The organism is Pseudomonas sp. Seg1 (genome assembly GCF_018326005.1).
Lineage (GTDB): Bacteria > Pseudomonadota > Gammaproteobacteria > Pseudomonadales > Pseudomonadaceae > Aquipseudomonas.
This window is the reverse complement of the sequence record NZ_AP021903.1, coordinates 2603784-2623652: the sequence shown is the minus strand read 5'-3', so window position 1 is coordinate 2623652 and position 19869 is coordinate 2603784. Positions and strand designations below refer to the sequence as shown.

General features: G+C 59.2%; 19 protein-coding genes. 12 read left to right on the top strand and 7 right to left on the bottom strand.

What is annotated here, in order from left to right; translation table 11 throughout:
* The first annotated feature begins 4 nt into the window (after positions 1–4).
* Entirely contained in the window at positions 5–667 is a 663-nt protein-coding gene (locus tag KI231_RS11635) for a response regulator (protein ID WP_103303375.1), read from the top strand.
* Positions 664–2076, top strand: coding sequence for an ATP-binding protein (locus KI231_RS11630; RefSeq protein ID WP_213028310.1), 1413 nt, complete (start codon positions 664–666; stop codon positions 2074–2076). The genes KI231_RS11635 and KI231_RS11630 overlap by 4 nt, the downstream gene beginning before the upstream one ends.
* A gap of 21 nt (positions 2077–2097) precedes the next feature.
* On the opposite strand, the gene arsH is transcribed toward KI231_RS11630, so the two are convergent.
* The 4 genes from arsH to KI231_RS11610 form a co-directional block, all read right to left on the bottom strand.
* Positions 2098–2796 carry an arsenical resistance protein ArsH gene (arsH, locus tag KI231_RS11625; protein WP_103303373.1) on the bottom strand — a complete coding sequence of 233 codons (699 nt, stop codon included), beginning with the start codon at positions 2794–2796 and terminating at the stop codon, positions 2098–2100.
* 12 nt (positions 2797–2808) lie between these two features.
* Positions 2809–3279, bottom strand: coding sequence for an arsenate reductase ArsC (locus KI231_RS11620; protein ID WP_213028309.1), 471 nt, complete (start codon positions 3277–3279; stop codon positions 2809–2811).
* Positions 3280–3303: 24 nt separating this feature from the next.
* A complete protein-coding gene (locus KI231_RS11615) occupies positions 3304–3651 on the bottom strand; it encodes a metalloregulator ArsR/SmtB family transcription factor (protein ID WP_213028308.1) in 348 nt (115 codons plus the stop codon).
* Positions 3652–3846: 195 nt separating this feature from the next.
* A complete protein-coding gene (locus KI231_RS11610; RefSeq protein WP_213028307.1) occupies positions 3847–4731 on the bottom strand; it encodes a LysR family transcriptional regulator in 885 nt (294 codons plus the stop codon).
* 133 nt (positions 4732–4864) lie between these two features.
* Here KI231_RS11610 and KI231_RS11605 point away from each other — a divergent pair, with 133 nt between their 5' ends.
* From KI231_RS11605 to KI231_RS11585, 5 genes are all read left to right on the top strand, one after another.
* Positions 4865–6514, top strand: a complete 1650-nt coding sequence (locus KI231_RS11605) for a GMC family oxidoreductase (RefSeq protein WP_213028306.1) — start codon at positions 4865–4867, stop codon at positions 6512–6514.
* Between the two features lie 146 nt (positions 6515–6660).
* On the top strand, positions 6661–8283 hold the full coding sequence (locus KI231_RS11600; protein ID WP_213028305.1) for an MFS transporter: 1623 nt from the start codon (positions 6661–6663) through the stop codon (positions 8281–8283).
* A gap of 228 nt (positions 8284–8511) precedes the next feature.
* On the top strand, positions 8512–10731 hold the full coding sequence (locus tag KI231_RS11595) for a C1 family peptidase (protein ID WP_213028304.1): 2220 nt from the start codon (positions 8512–8514) through the stop codon (positions 10729–10731).
* 14 nt (positions 10732–10745) lie between these two features.
* Positions 10746–11165 (top strand): hypothetical protein, encoded by a 420-nt coding sequence (locus KI231_RS11590; RefSeq protein WP_103303367.1) that lies wholly within the window; start codon positions 10746–10748, stop codon positions 11163–11165.
* Positions 11166–11306: 141 nt separating this feature from the next.
* Entirely contained in the window at positions 11307–12389 is a 1083-nt protein-coding gene (locus KI231_RS11585) for an SGNH/GDSL hydrolase family protein (protein ID WP_103303366.1), read from the top strand.
* A 42-nt stretch (positions 12390–12431) separates the two neighbouring features.
* On the opposite strand, the gene KI231_RS11580 is transcribed toward KI231_RS11585, so the two are convergent.
* Together KI231_RS11580 and KI231_RS11575 are read right to left on the bottom strand one after the other, a co-directional pair.
* Positions 12432–12800 (bottom strand): DUF427 domain-containing protein, encoded by a 369-nt coding sequence (locus KI231_RS11580; RefSeq protein WP_103303365.1) that lies wholly within the window; start codon positions 12798–12800, stop codon positions 12432–12434.
* Positions 12801–12996: 196 nt separating this feature from the next.
* A complete protein-coding gene (locus KI231_RS11575) occupies positions 12997–14403 on the bottom strand; it encodes a serralysin family metalloprotease (protein ID WP_213028303.1) in 1407 nt (468 codons plus the stop codon).
* Between the two features lie 278 nt (positions 14404–14681).
* Between KI231_RS11575 and KI231_RS11570 the strand changes: the two genes are divergently transcribed.
* The 4 genes from KI231_RS11570 (at position 14682) to KI231_RS11555 (ending at position 18163) form a co-directional block, all read left to right on the top strand.
* Complete coding sequence (locus tag KI231_RS11570; RefSeq protein WP_213028302.1) at positions 14682–16613, top strand: DNA topoisomerase III; 1932 nt, start codon at positions 14682–14684, stop codon at positions 16611–16613.
* Between the two features lie 205 nt (positions 16614–16818).
* On the top strand, positions 16819–17322 hold the full coding sequence (locus KI231_RS11565) for a GNAT family N-acetyltransferase (RefSeq protein WP_213028301.1): 504 nt from the start codon (positions 16819–16821) through the stop codon (positions 17320–17322).
* A gap of 45 nt (positions 17323–17367) precedes the next feature.
* Positions 17368–17658 carry a hypothetical protein gene (locus KI231_RS11560; protein ID WP_158249168.1) on the top strand — a complete coding sequence of 97 codons (291 nt, stop codon included), beginning with the start codon at positions 17368–17370 and terminating at the stop codon, positions 17656–17658.
* Between the two features lie 175 nt (positions 17659–17833).
* Positions 17834–18163, top strand: a complete 330-nt coding sequence (locus tag KI231_RS11555) for a hypothetical protein (RefSeq protein ID WP_103303361.1) — start codon at positions 17834–17836, stop codon at positions 18161–18163.
* A gap of 228 nt (positions 18164–18391) precedes the next feature.
* On the opposite strand, the gene cynR is transcribed toward KI231_RS11555, so the two are convergent.
* Positions 18392–19279 (bottom strand): transcriptional regulator CynR, encoded by an 888-nt coding sequence (cynR, locus tag KI231_RS11550; RefSeq protein WP_213028300.1) that lies wholly within the window; start codon positions 19277–19279, stop codon positions 18392–18394.
* A gap of 121 nt (positions 19280–19400) precedes the next feature.
* Here cynR and cynS point away from each other — a divergent pair, with 121 nt between their 5' ends.
* Positions 19401–19868 (top strand): cyanase, encoded by a 468-nt coding sequence (gene cynS / locus KI231_RS11545; RefSeq protein ID WP_103303359.1) that lies wholly within the window; start codon positions 19401–19403, stop codon positions 19866–19868.
* The last annotated feature ends 1 nt before the right edge of the window (position 19869 follow it).

Here is a 19869-nt window from a genome sequence, read left to right as displayed (position 1 = left end):
CCGTGTGCGTTTACTACTGATTGAGGATGATGTGGCGCTCGGTGAAGGCATTCATCAGGCATTGGGCCGCGAAGGCTACACCGTCGATTGGCTCAGGGACGGCAGCAGCGCGCTACATGCGCTGCTCAGTGAAACCTTCGACGTAGCGGTGCTCGATCTCGGTCTGCCGCGCATGGATGGCCTCGACGTGCTGCGGCGTCTGCGCGACAGCGGTTCGAATCTGCCGGTGCTGATCCTCACCGCCCGCGATGCTACCGAAGACCGCATCGCCGGGCTGGATGCCGGCGCCGACGACTATCTGGTCAAACCCTTCGATCTGGCCGAACTCAAAGCGCGTTTGCGCGCGCTGTTGCGGCGCAGTGCCGGACGCGCTCAGGCGCTGATCGAGCACGCCGGAATCAGTCTCAACCCCGGCACCCAGCAGGTCAGTTATCAAGGCCAGCCCGTGGCGCTGACGCCCAAGGAATATCAGCTGTTGCATGAACTGCTCTCGCCGCCGGGCCGGGTGATGACCCGCGATCAACTGATTCAGTTGCTCTACGGCTGGAATGAAGAAGCGGAAAGCAACACCCTGGAAGTGCACATCCATCACCTGCGCAAGAAGTTCAGCACTGACCTGATCCGTACCATCCGTGGCGTGGGTTATCTGGTGGAGGAGCGCCGATGACCTCGATCCGCCGTCGCACGCTGACGCTGATCATCGGCCTGTTGCTGGCCGGCCTGGCAGTGCTCAGTACGTTCAATCTGCATGACAGCAACCACGAAATCGCCGAAGTCTACGATGCGCAACTGGCGCAGAACGCCCGACTGCTGCAAGGCGTGATGCGCATGCCGATGGCGAGTACCGAGCACACGCAGTTGTATCAGGCGTTCAATCAGGCCCTCGGCGAAGCCAAGCCACGGGTGGATGGCCATCCTTACGAAAGCAAAATCGCCTTTCAGGTGTGGAATCCCAAAGGCGAAGTGTTGGTACACACCGCCAGTGCGCCCTCCTTCACCGCCCCGCCCACCCTGCCCGGCTTCAGTGACGTGGTGGATTTGAAAGGTCGGCAATGGCGCGCATTTCTGCTGGAAGACAAACAGAACGGCCTGCGCATCTGGGTCGGCGAGCGTGACGATGTGCGCGCCGATCTGGTTGACCGCATCGTTCGCCACACGCTGTGGCCGAACGTGTTGGGCAGTCTGATGCTGGCGGCGATGGTCTGGCTCGCCATTGGCTGGGGGCTCAAGCCACTGGCGAACATGGCCGCAACCCTGCGCGCACGTCACAGTGGATCACTGGAGCCGTTACAACTGACACCGTTACCCAGCGAACTTGAACCGATGCAGGCCGCGCTCAACCGAATGCTCGCGCAGATCCAGGAAGTGCTCGGTCGCGAACGCCGCTTCATCGCCGACGCGGCCCACGAAATGCGCACCCCGCTGGCGGTGCTGCGGGTGCATGCGCAAAACCTGCTGGAAGCCGGTACCGAACAGGAACGCCGCGACTCGCTGGCTTTTCTGATCGCTGGCGTCGACCGTACCAGCCGCCTCGTCAACCAGTTACTGACCATGGCGCGCCTGGAACCCAAACCTGATCCGCCGCCGCTGCAACGTATCGATCTCAGCGACACCGTGCGCAACAGCCTCGTGCAACTGACGCCGTGGCTGCTGAGCAAGCGTCTGGAACTGGCCTTCGAAGACAGTGCCAAACCGTTCCACGTCATGGCCAGTGTTGCCGCCATCGACATTGCCCTGAACAACCTGATAACCAACGCTGCGAACTTTTCCCCGGAGCACGGTGTGATCACCGTGACACTGAGGCAAGCCGATGGCTTCTGCCATTTGAGCGTCGAAGACCAGGGGCCGGGCATTGATGAGGCGGATCGGGCACGGTTGTTTGAACGGTTCTACAGCCGTGGCAACGTGCAGGGGGCGGGATTGGGGCTGACCATCGTCAACACCATCGCAACGCGCTTGGGTGGGCGGATTACGCTGATCAATCGCGCCGAGGGCGGATTGCGGGCGACGTTGTCGATCCCTGACGGAGGGCCGCGCCCTTCGGCGCAGCGCAGCACCCGCGAGCCACCGCCCTAGCTGAAACGCGTAACTGTAGCTTCAAATCGACCGCTGATTGACCCGCGCCATCAGTTGCTCGGCGCTTTCCTTGCGCTCCGAATAGCGATCGACCAGAAACTCCTGACGGTCGCGCAGCAGCACGGTGAACTTCACCAGTTCTTCCATCACATCGACGACACGGTCGTAGAACGGCGACGGTTTCATCCGCCCGGCATCGTCGAATTCCATGTAGGCCTTCGGTACCGAAGACTGGTTGGGGATGGTGAACATGCGCATCCAGCGGCCCAGTACGCGCAGTTGATTGACCACGTTGAAGGACTGCGAGCCGCCACAGACCTGCATCACCGCCAGGGTTTTGCCCTGGGTCGGGCGAACCGCGCCAAGCTCCAGCGGAATCCAGTCGATCTGCGCCTTGAACACCGCCGACATAGCACCGTGACGCTCCGGCGAACACCAGACCTGGCCTTCCGACCACAGCACCAGATCGCGCAGCTCCTGCACTTTCGGGTGGTCGACGGGGACATCGTCAGGCAATGGCAGACCGGACGGATTGAAGATGCGCGTCTCGGCGCCGAAATGCTCCAGCAGCCGTGCGGCCTCTTCCACCAACAAGCGGCTGAATGAGCGTTCGCGAGTTGATCCGTAGAGCAACAGAATGCGCGGTTTGTGCTCACCCGAAGTTGAGGTTTTCAAGCCTTCGAACAGGCTGGGGTCAAGATTGGGCAGATGTTCTGACATATGTCCTCCGGCTTAGAGTGAGCCGATACGATCCAGCTCACGCTGGAGCTCAGCACGACTGAGCGTTTTGAAAGGAAGGCCGAGAAAGGTTGCACAGCGGCGCTCGATGTTCGCCAGCGTGGCACGGAACGCCGCATCCACCGTGACATCGTCGCCGATCACAGCGGACGGATCTTCCAGCCCCCAATGGGATTTGAGGGCCGGGCCGAAGTACACGGGACAGCTTTCACCGGCGGCCTTGTCGCACACGGTAATGACAATGTCGGGCGGGTTGTTTTCAAAGGCGTCATTGCCTTTGCTGTACAAGCCATCGGTAGAGATGCCGGCCTGTTGCAGCGTGGCAAGACTGCGCGGCAGCACCTGGCCTTTGGGGAAACTTCCGGAGCTCACCGCCTCGAATCCCGGGCGCGCCAAGTGATTGAACATGGCTTCGGAAAGAATGCTGCGGCAACTGTTGGCCGTGCACATGAACAAGACTCGCATTGGAAAATTCCTGGCAATTGGGGTTCAGCAGCACGCAGCTTCGCGGACGGGACGGCTATCCATGTGCCGCAGGCGCGAAGCGTTGTCCTTGAGCCAGTCGGCGTTGGCCTTCGACGTCACCTGCAGGATCTGGTGAACCCAGTCCGGCAGATCTGGATTGAGCCGGTAATAAACCCACTGACCCTGACGACGATCCAGCAGCAAGCCATTGCTGCGCAGTTGCGCGAGGTGGCGGCTGATTTTCGGTTGGCTGTCGTCGAGAGCGCACATCAGCTCGCAGACACAGAGTTCGCCTTGATCGGCGATCAGCAGGGTGGCGCGGACGCGGGTTTCGTCGGCCAGGCTTTTGAAGACTTCGGGGGGCGTGATCATCAGGGGTGCGCCGTACATATGGACCGCCGAATATACGGATATCCATATATTATTCAAGCCCGGATTTGCCCGACACCGAAGCATCCTGTGGGAGCTGGCTTGCCAGCGATAGCGGAGGATCAGTCGATGCAGATGTTGGATGTCAGTCCGTCATCGCGGGCAAGCCCGCTCCCACAGGTTTTGATGCAGCTAGCACTATCCGCGTAACAGGCCCTGCTCTGCTTCGCACAGGCCAACGACATAATCCCAGACCACCCGCAGCCGCACCGACTTGTGCAACTCGCGCCGCGTGCTGATCCAGTAACTGCGCTCGATGCTTTCATCCGGCAGCAGCGCGACCAGATCCGGATCGGCAGCCGCCATGTAGCACGGCAACACCGCAATGCCCAATCCCGAGCGCGCTGCTTCCTGCTGGGCGATGACGCTGGTGCTGTGAAACACAACGCGAGGGCTGCGGCAGAAGCTGTTGAGGAACATCAGTTCCTGGCTGAACAGCAGATCATCGACATAGCCGATCCACGCATGCCGCCCGAGGTCTTCGCGGCTGCGCAGCGGTGGTGCGTTGTCGAGATACCTTTGGCTGGCGTAGAGCGCCAAGCGGTAGTCGGTGAGTTTGCGTGTGACCAGCATGTCCGCCGCCGGACGTTCCAGATGAATGCTGATCTCCGCCTCGCGGTTGAGAATGCTGACAAAACGCGGCACCGCGACCAGTTCCACTTCCAGCCCCGGATAGCGTTCAAACAGGCCGATCATGCGGCTGGCGAGAAATTTGACGCCGAGCCCTTCAGTCACGCCGACGCGGATCTTGCCCAGTGGGGCGGTGGATTGAGTGATTTCTTCCTGGGCCAGCAGCGCGACGTTTTCCATGGCTTCGGCGTGTTTGAGCAGCGCCTCCCCCGCCGGGGTCATTTCGTAGCCTTGGGCGTGCTGGACGAACAGCGCGGTGCCGAGGCTTTTTTCGATGGCCTCGATGTGGCGGGCGACGGTGGCGTGAGTGGTGTTCAGGCGGCGGGCGGCGGTGAGCAGGCGACCGCTGCGTTGCAGTTCGAGAAAAAACCGCAGGTCGTTCCAGTCGAACATGGGGTGTCCTTGTCAGCTATGGTCAGTCAAGGCTGTTTAAAAACGCACAGCGGCTGCGCAAAAACTAACATTCTTTTGACGAAATCTAACAACTAGAGTGTCCGACAATAAAAACAAAAAGCGAGGTCAGGGAATGCAGACTTCCCTTGATGAATACGATTACATCGTGGTCGGCGCCGGCCCTGCCGGGTGCCTGCTGGCCAATCGATTGTCGGCCGATCCGCAGCAGCGCGTGTTGCTGCTCGAAGCCGGCGGACGCGACAACTATGCGTGGATTCACATCCCCGTCGGCTATCTGTTCTGCATCGGCAACCCGCGCACCGACTGGTGCTTCAAGACCGAAGCGCAATCCGGCCTGCAAGGTCGCGCCCTGAGCTATCCGCGCGGCAAAGTGCTCGGTGGCTGTTCCTCCATCAACGGCATGATCTACATGCGCGGCCAGGCTGGCGACTACGACGGCTGGGCAGCCGAGGGCAATCCGGGCTGGACCTGGAACGATGTTCTGCCCTTGTTCAAACAAAGCGAAAACCACTTTGCCGGCGCCGCCGAATTTCACGGCGCCAAGGGCGAGTGGCGGGTCGAGCAACAGCGTTTGTCGTGGCCGATTCTGGACGCGTTTCGCAGTGCGGCCGAACAGAGCGGCATCGCCAGCATCGACGACTTCAATCAGGGCGACAACGAAGGTTGCGGCTACTTTCAGGTCAACCAGAAGGCCGGCGTGCGCTGGAACGCGGCGAAGGCGTTTCTCAAACCCGTGCGCAATCGCGCCAATCTGACGGTGTTGACCGGGGTTGAGGTGGATCGCGTGCTGCTGGAGGACGGTCGCGCATCGAAAGTCAGCGCCCGCCACGAAGGCCAGGTGAAACGCTTCAAGGCGCGCAAGGAGATTGTGTTGTGCGCCGGTTCTGTCGGCTCGCCGAGCATTTTGCAGCGCTCGGGGATCGGCCCGCGGCCACTGCTGGAACGCCTCGGTATCGGCGTGATTCATGAACTGCCGGGGGTCGGCGGCAATCTGCAGGATCACCTGCAACTGCGACTGATCTACAAACTGGAAAACGCCCGCACCCTCAACCAGATCGCCGGCAGCGTGTGGGGCAAGATGGGCATGGGCCTGCGTTATCTGTACGACCGCAGCGGGCCGTTGTCGATGGCGCCGAGTCAGTTGGGTGCGTTTGCCCGCTCCGGGCCGGAGCAGACTTCCGCCAATCTGGAATACCACGTGCAGCCGTTGTCGCTGGAGCGTTTTGGCGAGCCGTTGCACAGCTTCCCGGCGTTCACTGCTTCGGTGTGCGATCTGCGTCCGCAGAGCCGGGGGCGCATAGAAATCCGCTCGGCGGATCCGCAAGCAGCGCCGCTGATTCAGCCCAACTATTTAAGCCATCCCGAAGACCTGCGCGTGGCCGCCGATGCGATTCGTCTGACCCGGCGCATCGTCAGCGCGCCGGCCCTGCACGCGTTCAAACCGGTCGAGTATTTACCCGGGGACAGCCTGCAAAGCGAAGCGCAACTGCATGAAGCAGCGGCCAGAATCGGCACGACGATTTTTCACCCGGTCGGCACCTGTCGCATGGGCAATGACGGCGACGCGGTGGTCGATGCGCAGTTGCGTGTGCACGGGGTTCCCGGGCTGCGCATCGCCGACGCCTCGATCATGCCGCGCATCACCTCGGGCAACACCTGCTCGCCTACGCTGATGATTGCCGAAAAAGCGGCGCAACTGATCCTGGCTGGACCTGTACACAGTCCCAATGTGGGAGCGGGCTTGCCCGCGATGACGGTATGACATTCAACATCGAAGTTGGCTGACCCACCGCAATCGCGGGCAAGCCCGCTCCCACAGGTTTTTACGACAGACCAAAGGCATCGCGCATCACCCGGACACGCAACACCAGTGGAACAACAAAAACAATCACTGTGAGGGATACCGATATGTCAGAACACGCTCAACCGCTGGACGCCGTGCACAGCACGGATACCAGCCCGGATACACGCAAAGTCATCTTCGCTTCATCACTGGGCACAGTGTTCGAGTGGTATGACTTCTTCCTCTACGGCGCCCTTGCGGCGGTGATCAGCAAGCAGTTTTTCGCCGGGGTCAACGACACCACGGCGTTCATCTTTGCGCTGATGGCGTTCGCCGCAGGCTTTATCGTGCGGCCGTTCGGGGCACTGGTGTTCGGTCGGTTGGGGGACATGATCGGGCGTAAATACACCTTTCTCGCAACGATAATCCTGATGGGGGTAGCGACGTTCTGCGTCGGCCTGTTGCCGACCTACGCCAGCATCGGCATCGCCGCACCAATCATTTTGGTGGTGTTGCGCATGCTTCAGGGCCTGGCCCTCGGCGGTGAATACGGCGGTGCCGCGACTTATGTGGCGGAACACGCGCCGATCGGCAAGCGCGGCTTCCACACCAGCTGGATTCAGTCCACCGCGACCCTCGGCCTGCTGCTGTCGCTGCTGGTGGTGCTCGGTTGCCGTTACTTTACTGGCGACCAATTTGAAGTGTGGGGTTGGCGGATTCCGTTCCTGCTGTCGATTGTGCTGCTGGGCATTTCCACCTGGATTCGCCTGAGCCTGCACGAATCGCCGGCGTATCTGAAGATGAAAGAGGAAGGCAAAACCTCGAAGGCGCCGATCCGCGAATCCTTCGGCAAATGGGAAAACCTCAAAGTGGTGCTGATCGCCCTGTTCAGCATCAACGCCGGGCAAGCGGTGACCTTCTACGCAGCGCAGTTCTATGTGCTGTTCTTCCTCACCCAGTTCCTGAAAATGGACCCGGCGGTGGCCAACACGTTGTTGATCATCAGTGTGGTGATCGGTGCGCCGTTCTTCATTTTCTTCGGCTGGCTGTCGGACAAGGTCGGACGCAAACCGGTGCTGATGCTTGGCCTGTTGCTGGCGACGGCGCTGTACTTCCCGATCTTCAAATCCCTGGCGCATTACGCCAACCCGGCGATCGATCAGGCCAGCCGTCAGGCACCGATCACCGTGCTGGCGGACCCGGCCACCTGCACGTTCCAGTTCGACCCGGTGGGCAAAGCCAAATTCGACAGCCCATGCGACAAGGTCAAAACCTTCTTGGTCAAGCAAGGCCTGCCCTACTCCAGCGCCGCCGCGCCGGCCGGCAGCGCTGTGCAAGTCAGCGTGGGCGATGTGAAACTCGACGGCTTCGACGAAGCGGCCTTGCGCGGCGCGATCACCCTCGCCGGCTACCCGCAACAGGCCGATTTGCAGCAGATCAACAAACCGATGATCGTCGCGCTGATTGTGGCGCTGATCATCATCTCCGCCATGTGCTACGGCCCGCTGGCCGCGCTGATGGTCGAGCTGTTCCCGACGCGTATTCGCTACACCTCGATGTCCCTGCCGTACCACATTGGCAACGGCTGGTTTGGCGGTTTTCTGCCGACCGTGTCGTTTGCGCTGGTGGTGTACACCGGGGATATTTTTTATGGGCTGTGGTACCCGGTGTTGATTACCGGGGTGAGCCTGGTGGTGGGAATGATCTGTCTGCGTGAGACGAAGAATATCGATCTGGACAAGAACTGAACCCCTGATCGGACATTGAATTCAGTGGTGAGAGGCTGGCTCTCTCACCACTGAAACAGTCAGATGCCGCCGACACCGCCAGCGTCCCCAATGCCGGCAAAAACTTCTCTCGCTATGCCCTTTGCATTGGCAAAATCTCGTCTACGATAAACCACACACAAAAGCCCTGCGACGCAGAAAAGCGTTCGTGACGTGGGGGATCATGCCTCTTGGATTGAGGACACTCCCATGCCTGCTACACGTTTTTCCTTGCCCGATTCCACCATTACGCTCGACGCCCGGCCGGACCGCCTCGACCTCCGTGACCGGATCTTCACCGCCCGTGTGCAATCACTGCCGGCATCTTTCCCATCGGACAAGGACGTCACCGAAAAACTGGCCGATTACCTGAATAGGCAAATGGTGCTCTTTCAGGGAAAAGAAGGCGCCTGCACCGGGTTCGGTCTCTCAGCGGTCATCAACTATCTGTTGTGGCGGCGGGACGCTGAATCGGTGCAAACCAGCCCACGTCAGCTCTACCACCTGGCCAAACTGTATGACGAATGGCCTGGCGAAGACTATTCGGGTTCCAGTTGTCGCGGAGCCTTGAAGGGCTGGCACAAACACGGCGTCTGCGAAAAAAGCCTGTGGCCTTACTCCGTTGCCCCCGACGGCAGCGTGCCGGCATTCGAGGCCCCTGCCGCCAATTGGGCTGAAGATGCGGTGACGCGCCCCTTGGGCGTCTATTACCGGGTCGAAAAGGACGACATCACCGCCATGATGGCAGCGCTGTATGAAACCGGCGCACTTTACGTTTCAGCCACGGTGCATGAAGGCTGGGCGATCAGCTCCAAGGGTGAAGCCAAGGCCTTTCAAAGTACCGCGCAATTGCCTGTCATCAGATGGAAGCCAAAAGCCAAAGGTGGACATGCATTTGCCTTGATCGGCTACACCCATGAAGGTTTCATCGTACAGAACTCCTGGTCCACTCAATGGGGATTCTCGGGTTTCGCGATCCTGACGTACGAAGACTGGCTGGCCAACGGCACTGACGCCTGGGCCGTCGCACTGGGGGTGCCGATCAAGCACGGTGCGGCTTCACGTAATGCAAAACCTTCCAAAAACCAAAGTGATGAGCAATCAGTATTTCGCAATGCCTTGCCGCAATCGAGCGCCAAACGCGATGGGGTCTCTCTGCTGTCCGCCGACTCGCGCCAACCGGATCGCAAGGGTCCACCGGCATTGACCACGGATCAGGCTTACGGGCTGACCGTGGTCATGGAAAACAATGGCAGCATCGGCCCGCGCCTGACCGATGTTGAAAACGTTCGTGCGGGCGTGGCACGGATTGTTCGCCAGGCGCCCAAGGCCTGGTATGACAACCTGCCAGCCGCGCAAAAGCCGAAGGTGCTGCGCATCGCTGTGTTTTCCCACGGGGGAATCAATTCGGAAAAGGACTCCATCAGCCGCATTTGTGCGATGGCGCCCTATTTCCTCGAGAACGGGATTTATCCGCTCTTTGTCACTTGGCGCACCGGGATTCTGGAAACCCTGGCAGATATCGTCAAAGACACCTTCCCCGGCTTGTTTCCAGAGTCCGGGGGGTTTGGCGACATCTTGAAAGTGATCAAGGACAAAGCCGTTGAGGGACTCGACCGCACAGTGGAAATGGTCACGAAAAAACTCGGCGGCGACCAATGGAGCCAGATGAAACAAAACGCGGAAGCCGCCTCAATCGCGAGCTTCACCCCACGCGGCTTGCTGGAAATGGCCGACAATCTGAAAAAACTGGTAGGGGATCTGGGCGCCACTCGCGTCGAATTGCACTTGATTGGCCACTCGGCAGGCTCGCTGATCAATGGTCATCTGATTCAATTGCTCTGGGCACGGGGCTTGCCCATTGCCACTTCGACGCTGCTGGCACCGGCCTGCACGCTCGACTTCGCCAATCGCACTTATCGCAAAGTCATCGAAAACGGCGGCCTTGAGCGCGAAAACTTCCATTTGCACATCATGTCCGACAAACGCGAACAGGCCGATAACGTCATTCGTGTTTACAACAAGTCATTGCTTTATCTCGTCTCCCGTTCCTATGAAGAGTTGCAGCGCATGCCGCTGCTGGGCATGGCCAAAAGTCTCGACGGCGCGTACCTGGACTTCAGCAAGCCCGATGCTTGCGAATGGAACATTGCCGCTCAGGACATGACGCTGCAATGGAACAACTTCTACTGGAACAACAATATTCCTTCAGGCTTCGCCGCCACGGGCAACGGCCTCGCCGCCAGCTTCGCAAAGACTCTGCACATCTATAACGATGCGAAAATGACCTACGGGCCGAACATCAAGGCCGATACGTCCCACGGTGGCTTTGACAATGACTTGACCGCCATGACGAGAACCTTGAAGACGATCCTCAAGCTCGGCCCCGATGAGGCTCTGCATCAGCCGCTGATCGACCTCAATTACTGAGTCTGGAGAATCACGTGCCAGCCACCCGGATCGCGCCTCTGGGCGCTCAAGAACTGTTGCATACCGTCGACATCCAGGCGAACGATCCCTGGTGCCCGACACCGGTCATGTTGATCGCCGGCGAACGCTATTTTTTCCGCGCCAGTGGAGTCTGGCTCGACTGGCGACAGATACACGATCCCAATGGTGCAGCGGTGGCACATCTCAAGCCGTTCGAGCGTTTACTGCGTTGCAAGGCGCAAGACGCCACGTGGTTCACACTGATCGGCTCGATCGATAAGAATCCACAGAGCCTCTTCGCCATCGGTGATGGCCTGCGCTGGCCGGTCGGCTGGGTGGCAACGACATCCGGTCAACTCAGGTGTTTCGCCAACGATGTAAGGCCAATGTATTTCAACAACCATGGCGCGATCAGCCTGCAAATCTGGCGTTGACCCCACGGCACCTGTCGCGCCGCCGAAGTGCTGAAAAGTCTGGACGTAGCAGCACCTTCAAGACGTCGTTCGGACTCAATGACAGGAACCCGCGAACTGTCGGTTCCCGTGCGTTTTATCCGATAAAAAAGGACTGCCGACATGAACTACGAAAGTGAAGATGCATTAGCGAAAATCAATCTGGCGATCTGGCAACACGATCAGCCGGCACAAAAAGTGGCACCGGGTGCCGCTGCAGGATTTTTCTTCGGTTCCAATGGCGTGGACGTCGTGGCACAGGGTGACTCCTGGTTCGACTATTTGCCCGGCGTGGACATCATCAAGTGGCTGAAATTGACGTCCGGTTACAAGATCAAGAGCTTCGCCACAGGCGGCGACACCTTGGAAAACATGGTGTACGGCACAGAGATCAAGGAAGGCTCGTGGACACGCAAACCGGTGGAGTTGGCCGATGTGCTGGCTGAAATCAAAAGCACCAAACCGGCGTTTTTTCTGTTCTCCGCCGGTGGCAATGACATCGCCGGCGATGAGTTTGCGTCTTTCCTGAACCACGCTGATTCCTCGCCCCCGTCCTTGCTGCGCACCAATTACGTCAACGACACCATCGACCGGGTGTTTCGCGGCAGTTACGAAGACATGATCAAGCGTGTCAAAGCCGTCAGCCCCAAAACCAAAATCATTTTCCACGGTTACGGCCGCGCCATTCCCACGGGAAAAGGCGTGGTCAATTTCGGTAACTATCGATTCATCGGGCCGTGGATTCGCCCGTCTCTGACGCGCAAGAACATCATGGACCCGCAGATACAACGCAAGATCGTCGCGGACTTCATCGACCAGTTCAATGACATGCTCAAATCCGTCGCCGATAGCAATACAGATGTCCACTACCTGGATTTGCGCGACCTGATCAAAGACGAAGACTGGATCAACGAACTGCACCTCAATGCCCTTGCCTACAAACGCATGGCCGCTGTCTTCGAGAAGAAGATGGATTCGCTGCTTACGCCAAAACTCGCGGCCGTCCTGAGCGAAGCCAAAGCCAATGCACTGGCGTCATTCCAGCAGCTCGATCAATCGCTGGCGGCCTCGCAATCAACCCTGCCGGCCCCTGCTCAGGCACAATGGGTTGCCGCGCCACCGCCGCCTGTGGTCAAGCACACCAATCGCACCCGCAAAGCGACAACGACCAAAGCCAAACCCGCCGCCAAGCGTAAAGGCAAATAACCCCAGGCCCGCCACCGCTCACGCAGTGGCGGGCTGTTCCCTTCAAGTTTCAGCCTTGATCACCTCAAACTTCACCTGATCCGGATAAAACGCCACGTAATCACGGATCGCTGTCACCGACACTTTCGGATTCTCGTAAGTCCACACCGCATTCGCACCCTCATGCCCCGGTATCTGCAGACTGAAGTAGTTGGCATCGCCCTTGTATGGGCAATAACTGGTGTGGTCGGTACGGGCGAAATATTTTTCGTCGATGTCTTCGCGAGGGACGTAGTACACCGGCGGGTAGTTGGCCTCGTTGAGCACCAGTACGTGGGAAGAGGCGGCAACCTGAATGCCGTGGAACTTCACCAACAGACAACCTGGGAGTTCTTCGAGGGAGATGACGGGGCTGGGGCCGGAGCTTTTCATGGGTTTCTCCAAGGACATGAACGAACTGTGGCGAGGGAGCTTGCTCCCGCTGGGCTGCGAAGCGGCCCCAAAATCAACAATCGCGGTGTGTCAGGTATAACGCGAATTTCGATTTTGCGACGGCTTCGCCGCCGAGCGGGAGCAAGCTCCCTCGCCACAGGAGGCATGCATGCCCTGAATCTACAGAGTCAGCAAATCACGCAACAATGTCTGTCGCCACCGCCTGCCCCACCACACCCACGGCAAAATCAACCTGCCCCTGCCCCGTCAGGTCGACCAGCAGCCCGGTCTGACCGTGCTGCGCGTAGTACGTCAGGATCGCATCGCCAGCATGGCCGGTGAAATTACTGACGAAGTTCAGCGTAGCCGCACCCGTTGCAAACTCGGCAATGCCCGACAGGTCGATCTTGTCCAGGCCGCTTTTGAAATCCATGATCCAGTCCGGCTGGTTGTTGGTCGAGTCGCTGGCCGCGCCGAACACGAAAGTGTCTGCACCCTCGCCGCCCCACAGCACATCCGCGCCGCCACCGCCGTAAAGGATGTCGTTGCCGGCACCGCCGAACAGATGGTTGATCGCCGAATTGCCGATCAGCAGGTCATTGCCCGAACCGCCCACCGCATTCTCCACGGTCACACCGTAAGCAATCGAAACGTTGCCCACCAGGCCGCCGACATCGGAGAACGAGCCTTCATTGAGGTTGATCTTCTGGTTCTGGGTGAAACCGGAGAAATTCAGGGTGTCATCACCGCCACCGTCCCACACCGAGAACACCAGTTTCGACGACGCCGACGTGGCGCTGTAGAAATCGCGCCCGGCGTTGGAACCGAAACCGTAGGTGGTGTTATCGGCGCGAGTCTCATAGTTGGCGTCGTAGAGTTTCTGCACCGCAACAATATCGTCCAGCAACGGCGCCGACGCGTACGCACCGCTGCCATCCTTGCTGAAGTTCTGGTCGGTGTTGGCTTCGCTCCAGTAGCTCATCAGGCTGTAGCCACGGGTATCTTCAGCGTATTTGGCGTCGTTGTAGGTCGGGCTGCCATTGCCGGCGTTGTAGGCGCCCGGGTGTGACAGGCCGAGGGTGTGACCGATTTCGTGGGTCAGGGTCTGGCGCCCGTAGTTGTTGGTGCCAGGGGTTTTGTTGACCTGATATTGATCGTTGATCAGATACCACGACTGACCGTCGTAGCTGCCGCCACTCGGCAGGTAAGCAAACGCGGCACCACCGGTGCTCACGTCGTAGTTGCCGAAGGTCATGTGGCCGTCGCCGCCCTTGCCTTCAGTGAACGTGACCTTGGCCACATCGGCCCAGGATTGCATGGCCAACACGGCTTGCGCCTTTTGCAGGGCGCTGAACTCGCTGAAGTTGCCGAGTTTCGGGTTGTAGTTCGCGGGTTTCTCGGTCAGGAAGGTGTAGCTGAGGTCGATTTTGCCGTCAGCATTCTTGTCGCCCCACGCCAGGTTCTTGCGCAGGATTTCGTCAGCGGCCTGATCGGCGGTGAACGACGGTTTGCCATTGACCAGCCCGACACCACGGTCATACAAGTGGCTGAAGGTGTTGATTTCATCGTAGGCGCTGCTGGTTTTCGCTTTGGCTTGAGCCATGGTGGACTTCCTTGTTTCTGAGTAGTCAGTGTCGACAGACCACGGCGATCTCCTGGCGAGATCGTCCTGTCACTCGCGTTTGTGAATCGCCAAAAAACCTGACACAGCTGCAAACCGGGTACTAATCAATTTCTCAATAGTGCTGTGCGGTGCCCCCGAATTACCCGTCATTTCCCGCAACTCTTTTTATCTGTATATCCATACAGATAAAAGTTGCCCGTGGCGCCAACTCCGGCCATTCTGTGCACCTCTGCGGACATTGATCGACGATGGTGGTTATGCGGCTGTACCTCTGTGAAAAACCTTCCCAGGCCAAAGACATTGCGGCCGTGCTCGGCGCCAGACGTCGCGGCGACGGCTGCTGGCTGGGAACGGACGTCACGGTGACCTGGTGCATCGGCCACCTGCTGGAAACTGCACCGCCGGATGCCTACGACGCCCGCTACAAGCGCTGGGTGCTGGCGGATCTGCCGATCATTCCGGACAAATGGAAAATGACCGTCAAGCCGCGCACTGCCATCCAGTACAAAGCGGTGAAACGCCTGCTCGGCGAGGCCAGCGAACTGATCATCGCCACCGACGCCGACCGTGAGGGCGAAATGATCGCCCGGGAACTGGTCGAGCACTGCCGCTATCGCGGGCCGATCCGCCGGTTGTGGTTATCGGCGCTCGACGAGGCGTCGATCCGCAAAGCGCTCGCTGCACTGAAACCGGGCGCAGAGACCTTCAGCCTGTATCACTCGGCACTCGGCCGCTCCAGGGCGGACTGGCTGATCGGCATGAACATGAGTCGCCTGTTCACCCTTCTCGGCCGGCAGTCGGGTTATCAAGGTGTGTTGCCGGTCGGTCGGGTACAGACGCCGACATTGCGGCTGGTGGTGGATCGTGATCGCAGCATCGCCGATTTCGTGCCGGTGCCATTTTGGGCGATCGATGTGGAATTGCTGCATGAAGGGACGCCGTTTACCGCGCAGTGGCGGGCGCCTTCGGATGCTTGTGACGATCAGGAGCGCTGCCTGAATCAGGCACTGGCGCAACAAGCGGCAGCGGCCATCAGCAGTGCCGCCAGTGCGCGAGTAGTGAAACTGCGAACCGAGCGGATGCGCGAAGTGGCGCCCCTGCCCTTCGATCTCGGCACCTTGCAGGAAGTCTGCTCGAAGAAACTCGGCCTTGGCGCGCAGGAGACCCTCGACATCGCCCAGGCGCTTTATGAAACCTACAAAGTTGTCACCTATCCGCGCAGCGATTGCGGTTTTCTGCCCCTGAGTCAGCACAGCGAGGCACCGGGGATTCTCGCGGCGCTGCGGCAGGCCGACCCAAGCCTTGAGGCGTTGAACGGTTTTCTTGACCCGCAGCGCCGTTCCCGGGCATGGAACGACGCCAAGGTCAGCGCGCACCACGGCATCATCCCCACCGCCGCCGCGAAAAATCTTGAGCGCCTGAGCGGCAAGCACCGTGCGGTTTACACATTGATCCGCGCGCGTTATCTGGCGCAGTTTCTGCCCAACCACGAATACGATCGCACCCAGGCCGATTTCGATTGCGCCGGTGAAGCCCTGCGCGCAGTCGGCAAGCAGATCATTGAACCGGGCTGGAAACGCGCCTTGCCCGAGGCTCTCGCCCCCGCCAAGGGGCGTGAGTCTCCAGCGCCACAAACATTGCCGACACTGAGCCAGGGCATCGAGTGCGCCGTCGCCGGGGTGAAGCTCAAGGATTTGTGGACGCAACCGCCCAAGCCCTACACCGAGGGTGATCTGATCAAGGCGATGAAGAACGTCGCCAAACTGGTCGAGGATCCACTGCTCAAACAGAAACTCAAGGACACCACCGGCATCGGCACCGAAGCCACCCGTGCGTCGATCATTCAGGGTTTGCTGGATCGCGGCTATCTGGTGAAAAACGGCAAGGCCTTGGCGGCAACGCCTGCTGCTTTCAGCCTGATCGACGCCGTGCCCCGTGCGATTGCCGACCCGGGCACCACGGCGATCTGGGAACAGGCACTGGACATGGTGCAGAGCGGCGAGATGAGCCTGGAAGAGTTCGTTACCAAACAGGCAGCGTGGATGAGCAAGCAAGTCACCCGCTGCTCCGGCCTGAGCCTGACCATCAGCGGCCCACCGCCTGCCGGCAAAGCGGCTGCACCGTGGAAGAAGAAACGCAAATCGACCCGTAGCAAAACTACCGGCACAACCAAACGCACCGCCAGGTAGCGACGACGTATCCTGTGACAAATGGAATTCTGTGGCAAAGGGGATTCTGTGGCGAGGGGATTTATCCCCGATGGGCTGCGAAGCGGCCCCAGCTTTCCTCCACCTACGGGGCCGCTTCGTGCCCCATCGGGGCTGTGCGACGTTTCGCTAAATCCCCTCGCCACAGGTGTTGTAACGGGTTCATCACCGCCGGGAGTTAATCCAAATGCCCACCATCGAACTACACCCCGCCCAACGCGATGAACTGCAAACCATTGAAAACCTGATGCAGTTCTACATGTACGACTTCAGCCAATGGCTGCCCCTGAAGCTGGCCGAGCATGGTTTCTTCAGCATCCAGCCCAAGGACGATTACTGGCGCCATCCGGCAACCAGACCCTTCCTGATTCGCGTCGACGGCGAACTCGCCGGTTTCGTCACCGTAGACGACACAACCCACATCGCCGGCGCCGAGCACAACATTGGGTACTTCTTCCTCACGCGGCGCTTTCGTGGCCAAGGCGTCGCGCAGTTTGTCGTCTCTGCCCTCTTGAGCAAAATCCCCGGTCAGTGGCAAATTTTCCATATCGACGCCAACCGGCCTGCACAGCGCTTCTGGGCCGGGCTGATCCCTGCATTGAGCGGCGGCGAATTCACTCAGCAGCAGTGTGAAGTGGACGGTTATCCGTGCACGTTCTACGTTCTGTGTGCGCCCTTTTCCGTTGCCTGAACGGATCCTTTCTCATTCCAGAACTGCTTTGTCCGACAATATGTAGTGCTCAAAAATAATCACTACAAAACCGTTGACGGCGTCGTTTTGCTTTTGCATGATGAAGACGTTCCCCGATCGGGAACATTTGGTAACACGCTTGAGCAAACTCGTCTGACCGCCGAGTTGTTTTTTCCGGATACACGCTGCCCACAAGGCAGATTGAAGAAGCTGACCTGGCCCGAACGTCCAGTACAAGGACGAGAAGCGCTGGCGAAAATTCTCAAGACGCTTGTGGTCGACACTGAAAATGTCGTCAAGGAGCCTCCCGGTTTTCGCTGCTTCTCCTCGTTGTGACGCTATTGCGTAGCAGTTATTCAACACGACTACATGCAACAGACGCATGACCCCGTACTTATCACGGGCGACCGCTGACGTCCTGGTTTCGGTGCCAGGGATCAACTAACCGATGGGCTACCTGTATTAGCGAATCAACTTTGAAAGATCACCAGACTGGTCAAGGGGCAACATCATGAATCTGAACAATCAACCTACTATCGAAGAACTGGCTCGTATGTTCGCTGCGCAAAAAGACAGCCACGACAGCCATATTCTGTGGATCAGCAAGTCGGGTCAGGTGCATATCGACTGCCTGGCGCCTCATGCGGGTGAAGAAGAATTCGACCGCAACAACCAGAACCTGCTGGCCCGCCTGAAAATGTACCGTCGCGGCCACGGTTATGTCGGCAAGAAAGCCGCAGCCGATAAAGACTTCATCGGTAATGTGCTGCAGACGCTGAAACAGGCGTGGGACTCGATGCAGAATAAAAACGAAGTACGGGTGATTGATCGGTTCTGCTGAGTTAGTAATTAAATAATTGAAAGGCCTGCTTCCTTAAAGGAAGCAGGCCTTTTTTTGTTCGCTTGCATTGTTTGGCGTGAGTGGAATTGTAGCCCCTCACCCCAGCCCTCTCCCGAGGGAGAGGGAGCCGATTTGCGCTGCGTTCAAATTTTAGTTCGGCTCAAAACTTTCAGGTCGTCGTAAATCGCACAAACACCTCGGTCAGTCCCCTCTCCCTCTGGGAGAGGGTCAGGGTGAGGGGCTCTCAATGCCCAACACCAAATCCACAAATGCCACCGCCGCCGCACTGTGGTAATTATTGCGCCGCCGCAACAACGCCGCCCCACGCTGCGGCGCCTCACTCTCGACCCGCAACCGGCGCAACGCCCGATCCTCTGTCGCGATCGCTTCCGGCAACATCGTCGCCATCGGCGAACACCGCACCACCTCCAGCAACGTACTCACCGAGTTCACTTCGATCCGCACCTGCGGCGTAATCCCGTGCTGACGGAAATACTCATCCACCGATAACCGCGTAATGAAGTCCGGTGCCAGCAAAGCGAAATCCAACTGCGCCAGGTCTTCCGGCATCAACACTGACGTGCTGTCGTACAACGGATGCTCGCGCCCGACCATTACCGCCAATGTCTCGACAAACGCCGGAATGCACTCGATGTCCGGATTGCGCACCGGTGTGAAGGCGATCGCAATGTCCAGCGAGTCATCCGCCAGTCCCGCCTCGATGTCGTCCATCGACAACTCGAAGATCTCCAGGTGAATCCCCGGAAAGCGCGCAACATAATCGCGCACCAGCGGCCCGACCAGATACGCCATAAACGTTGGCGTCATCGCCAGACGCAAGGTGCCCCGGGACAAATCCTTCACGTCATGCAACGCCCGCTTGCCCGCCTCCAGCTCCACCAGCACCCGCCGCGCGCATTCGATATAAGCCTCGCCGGCATCGGTCGGCTTGACCGTGCGCGAGGTGCGATCAAACAGGTTTACTCCCAGGGTTTCCTCCAATTGGCGAATCTGTTGCGACAAGGTCGGCTGAGACACATGCAACGCCTCGGCCGCACGGGTGAAGCCGCCGTGATCGGCCACGGCCAGCAGATAACGCAAATGTCGCAACAGCATGGGGATCACCATCTATAGGCAGGACTTATGCGCAGCATTGTATATGGGTCTTGGACGCTATGGATCAATCGGCAGAAGATGAATCCCACACAGCAAGCCAACCCCTGAAAGGAGTGACACCATGCAACAGTCCCACGCCTACAACGACACCAGCCTGGCCCTGACCACCCGCATTCTCGATGCCAAGGCACGCAAAGATCTGTCGTGGCAGGCTCTCGCTGACGACACCGGCCTCAGCCTGGCCTTCGTCACCGCCGCCCTGCTCGGCCAACATCCGCTGCCGGCAAACGCCGCCGAAGTGGTCGGCGACAAGCTTGAGCTGGACGCCGCCGACGTCGCCGCCCTGCAAATCATCCCGCTGCGTGGCAGCCTCAGCGGTGTGCCGACCGACCCGACCATCTACCGTTTCCACGAGATGATCCAGATCTACGGCACCACCCTCAAGGCGCTGGTTCACGAGCAATTCGGCGACGGCATCATCAGCGCGATCAACTTCAAACTGGACATCAAGAAAGTCGAAGACCCGGAAGGCGGCTCCCGCGCCGTGGTCACCCTCGACGGCAAGTTCCTGCCACTGCGTCCGTTCTGAT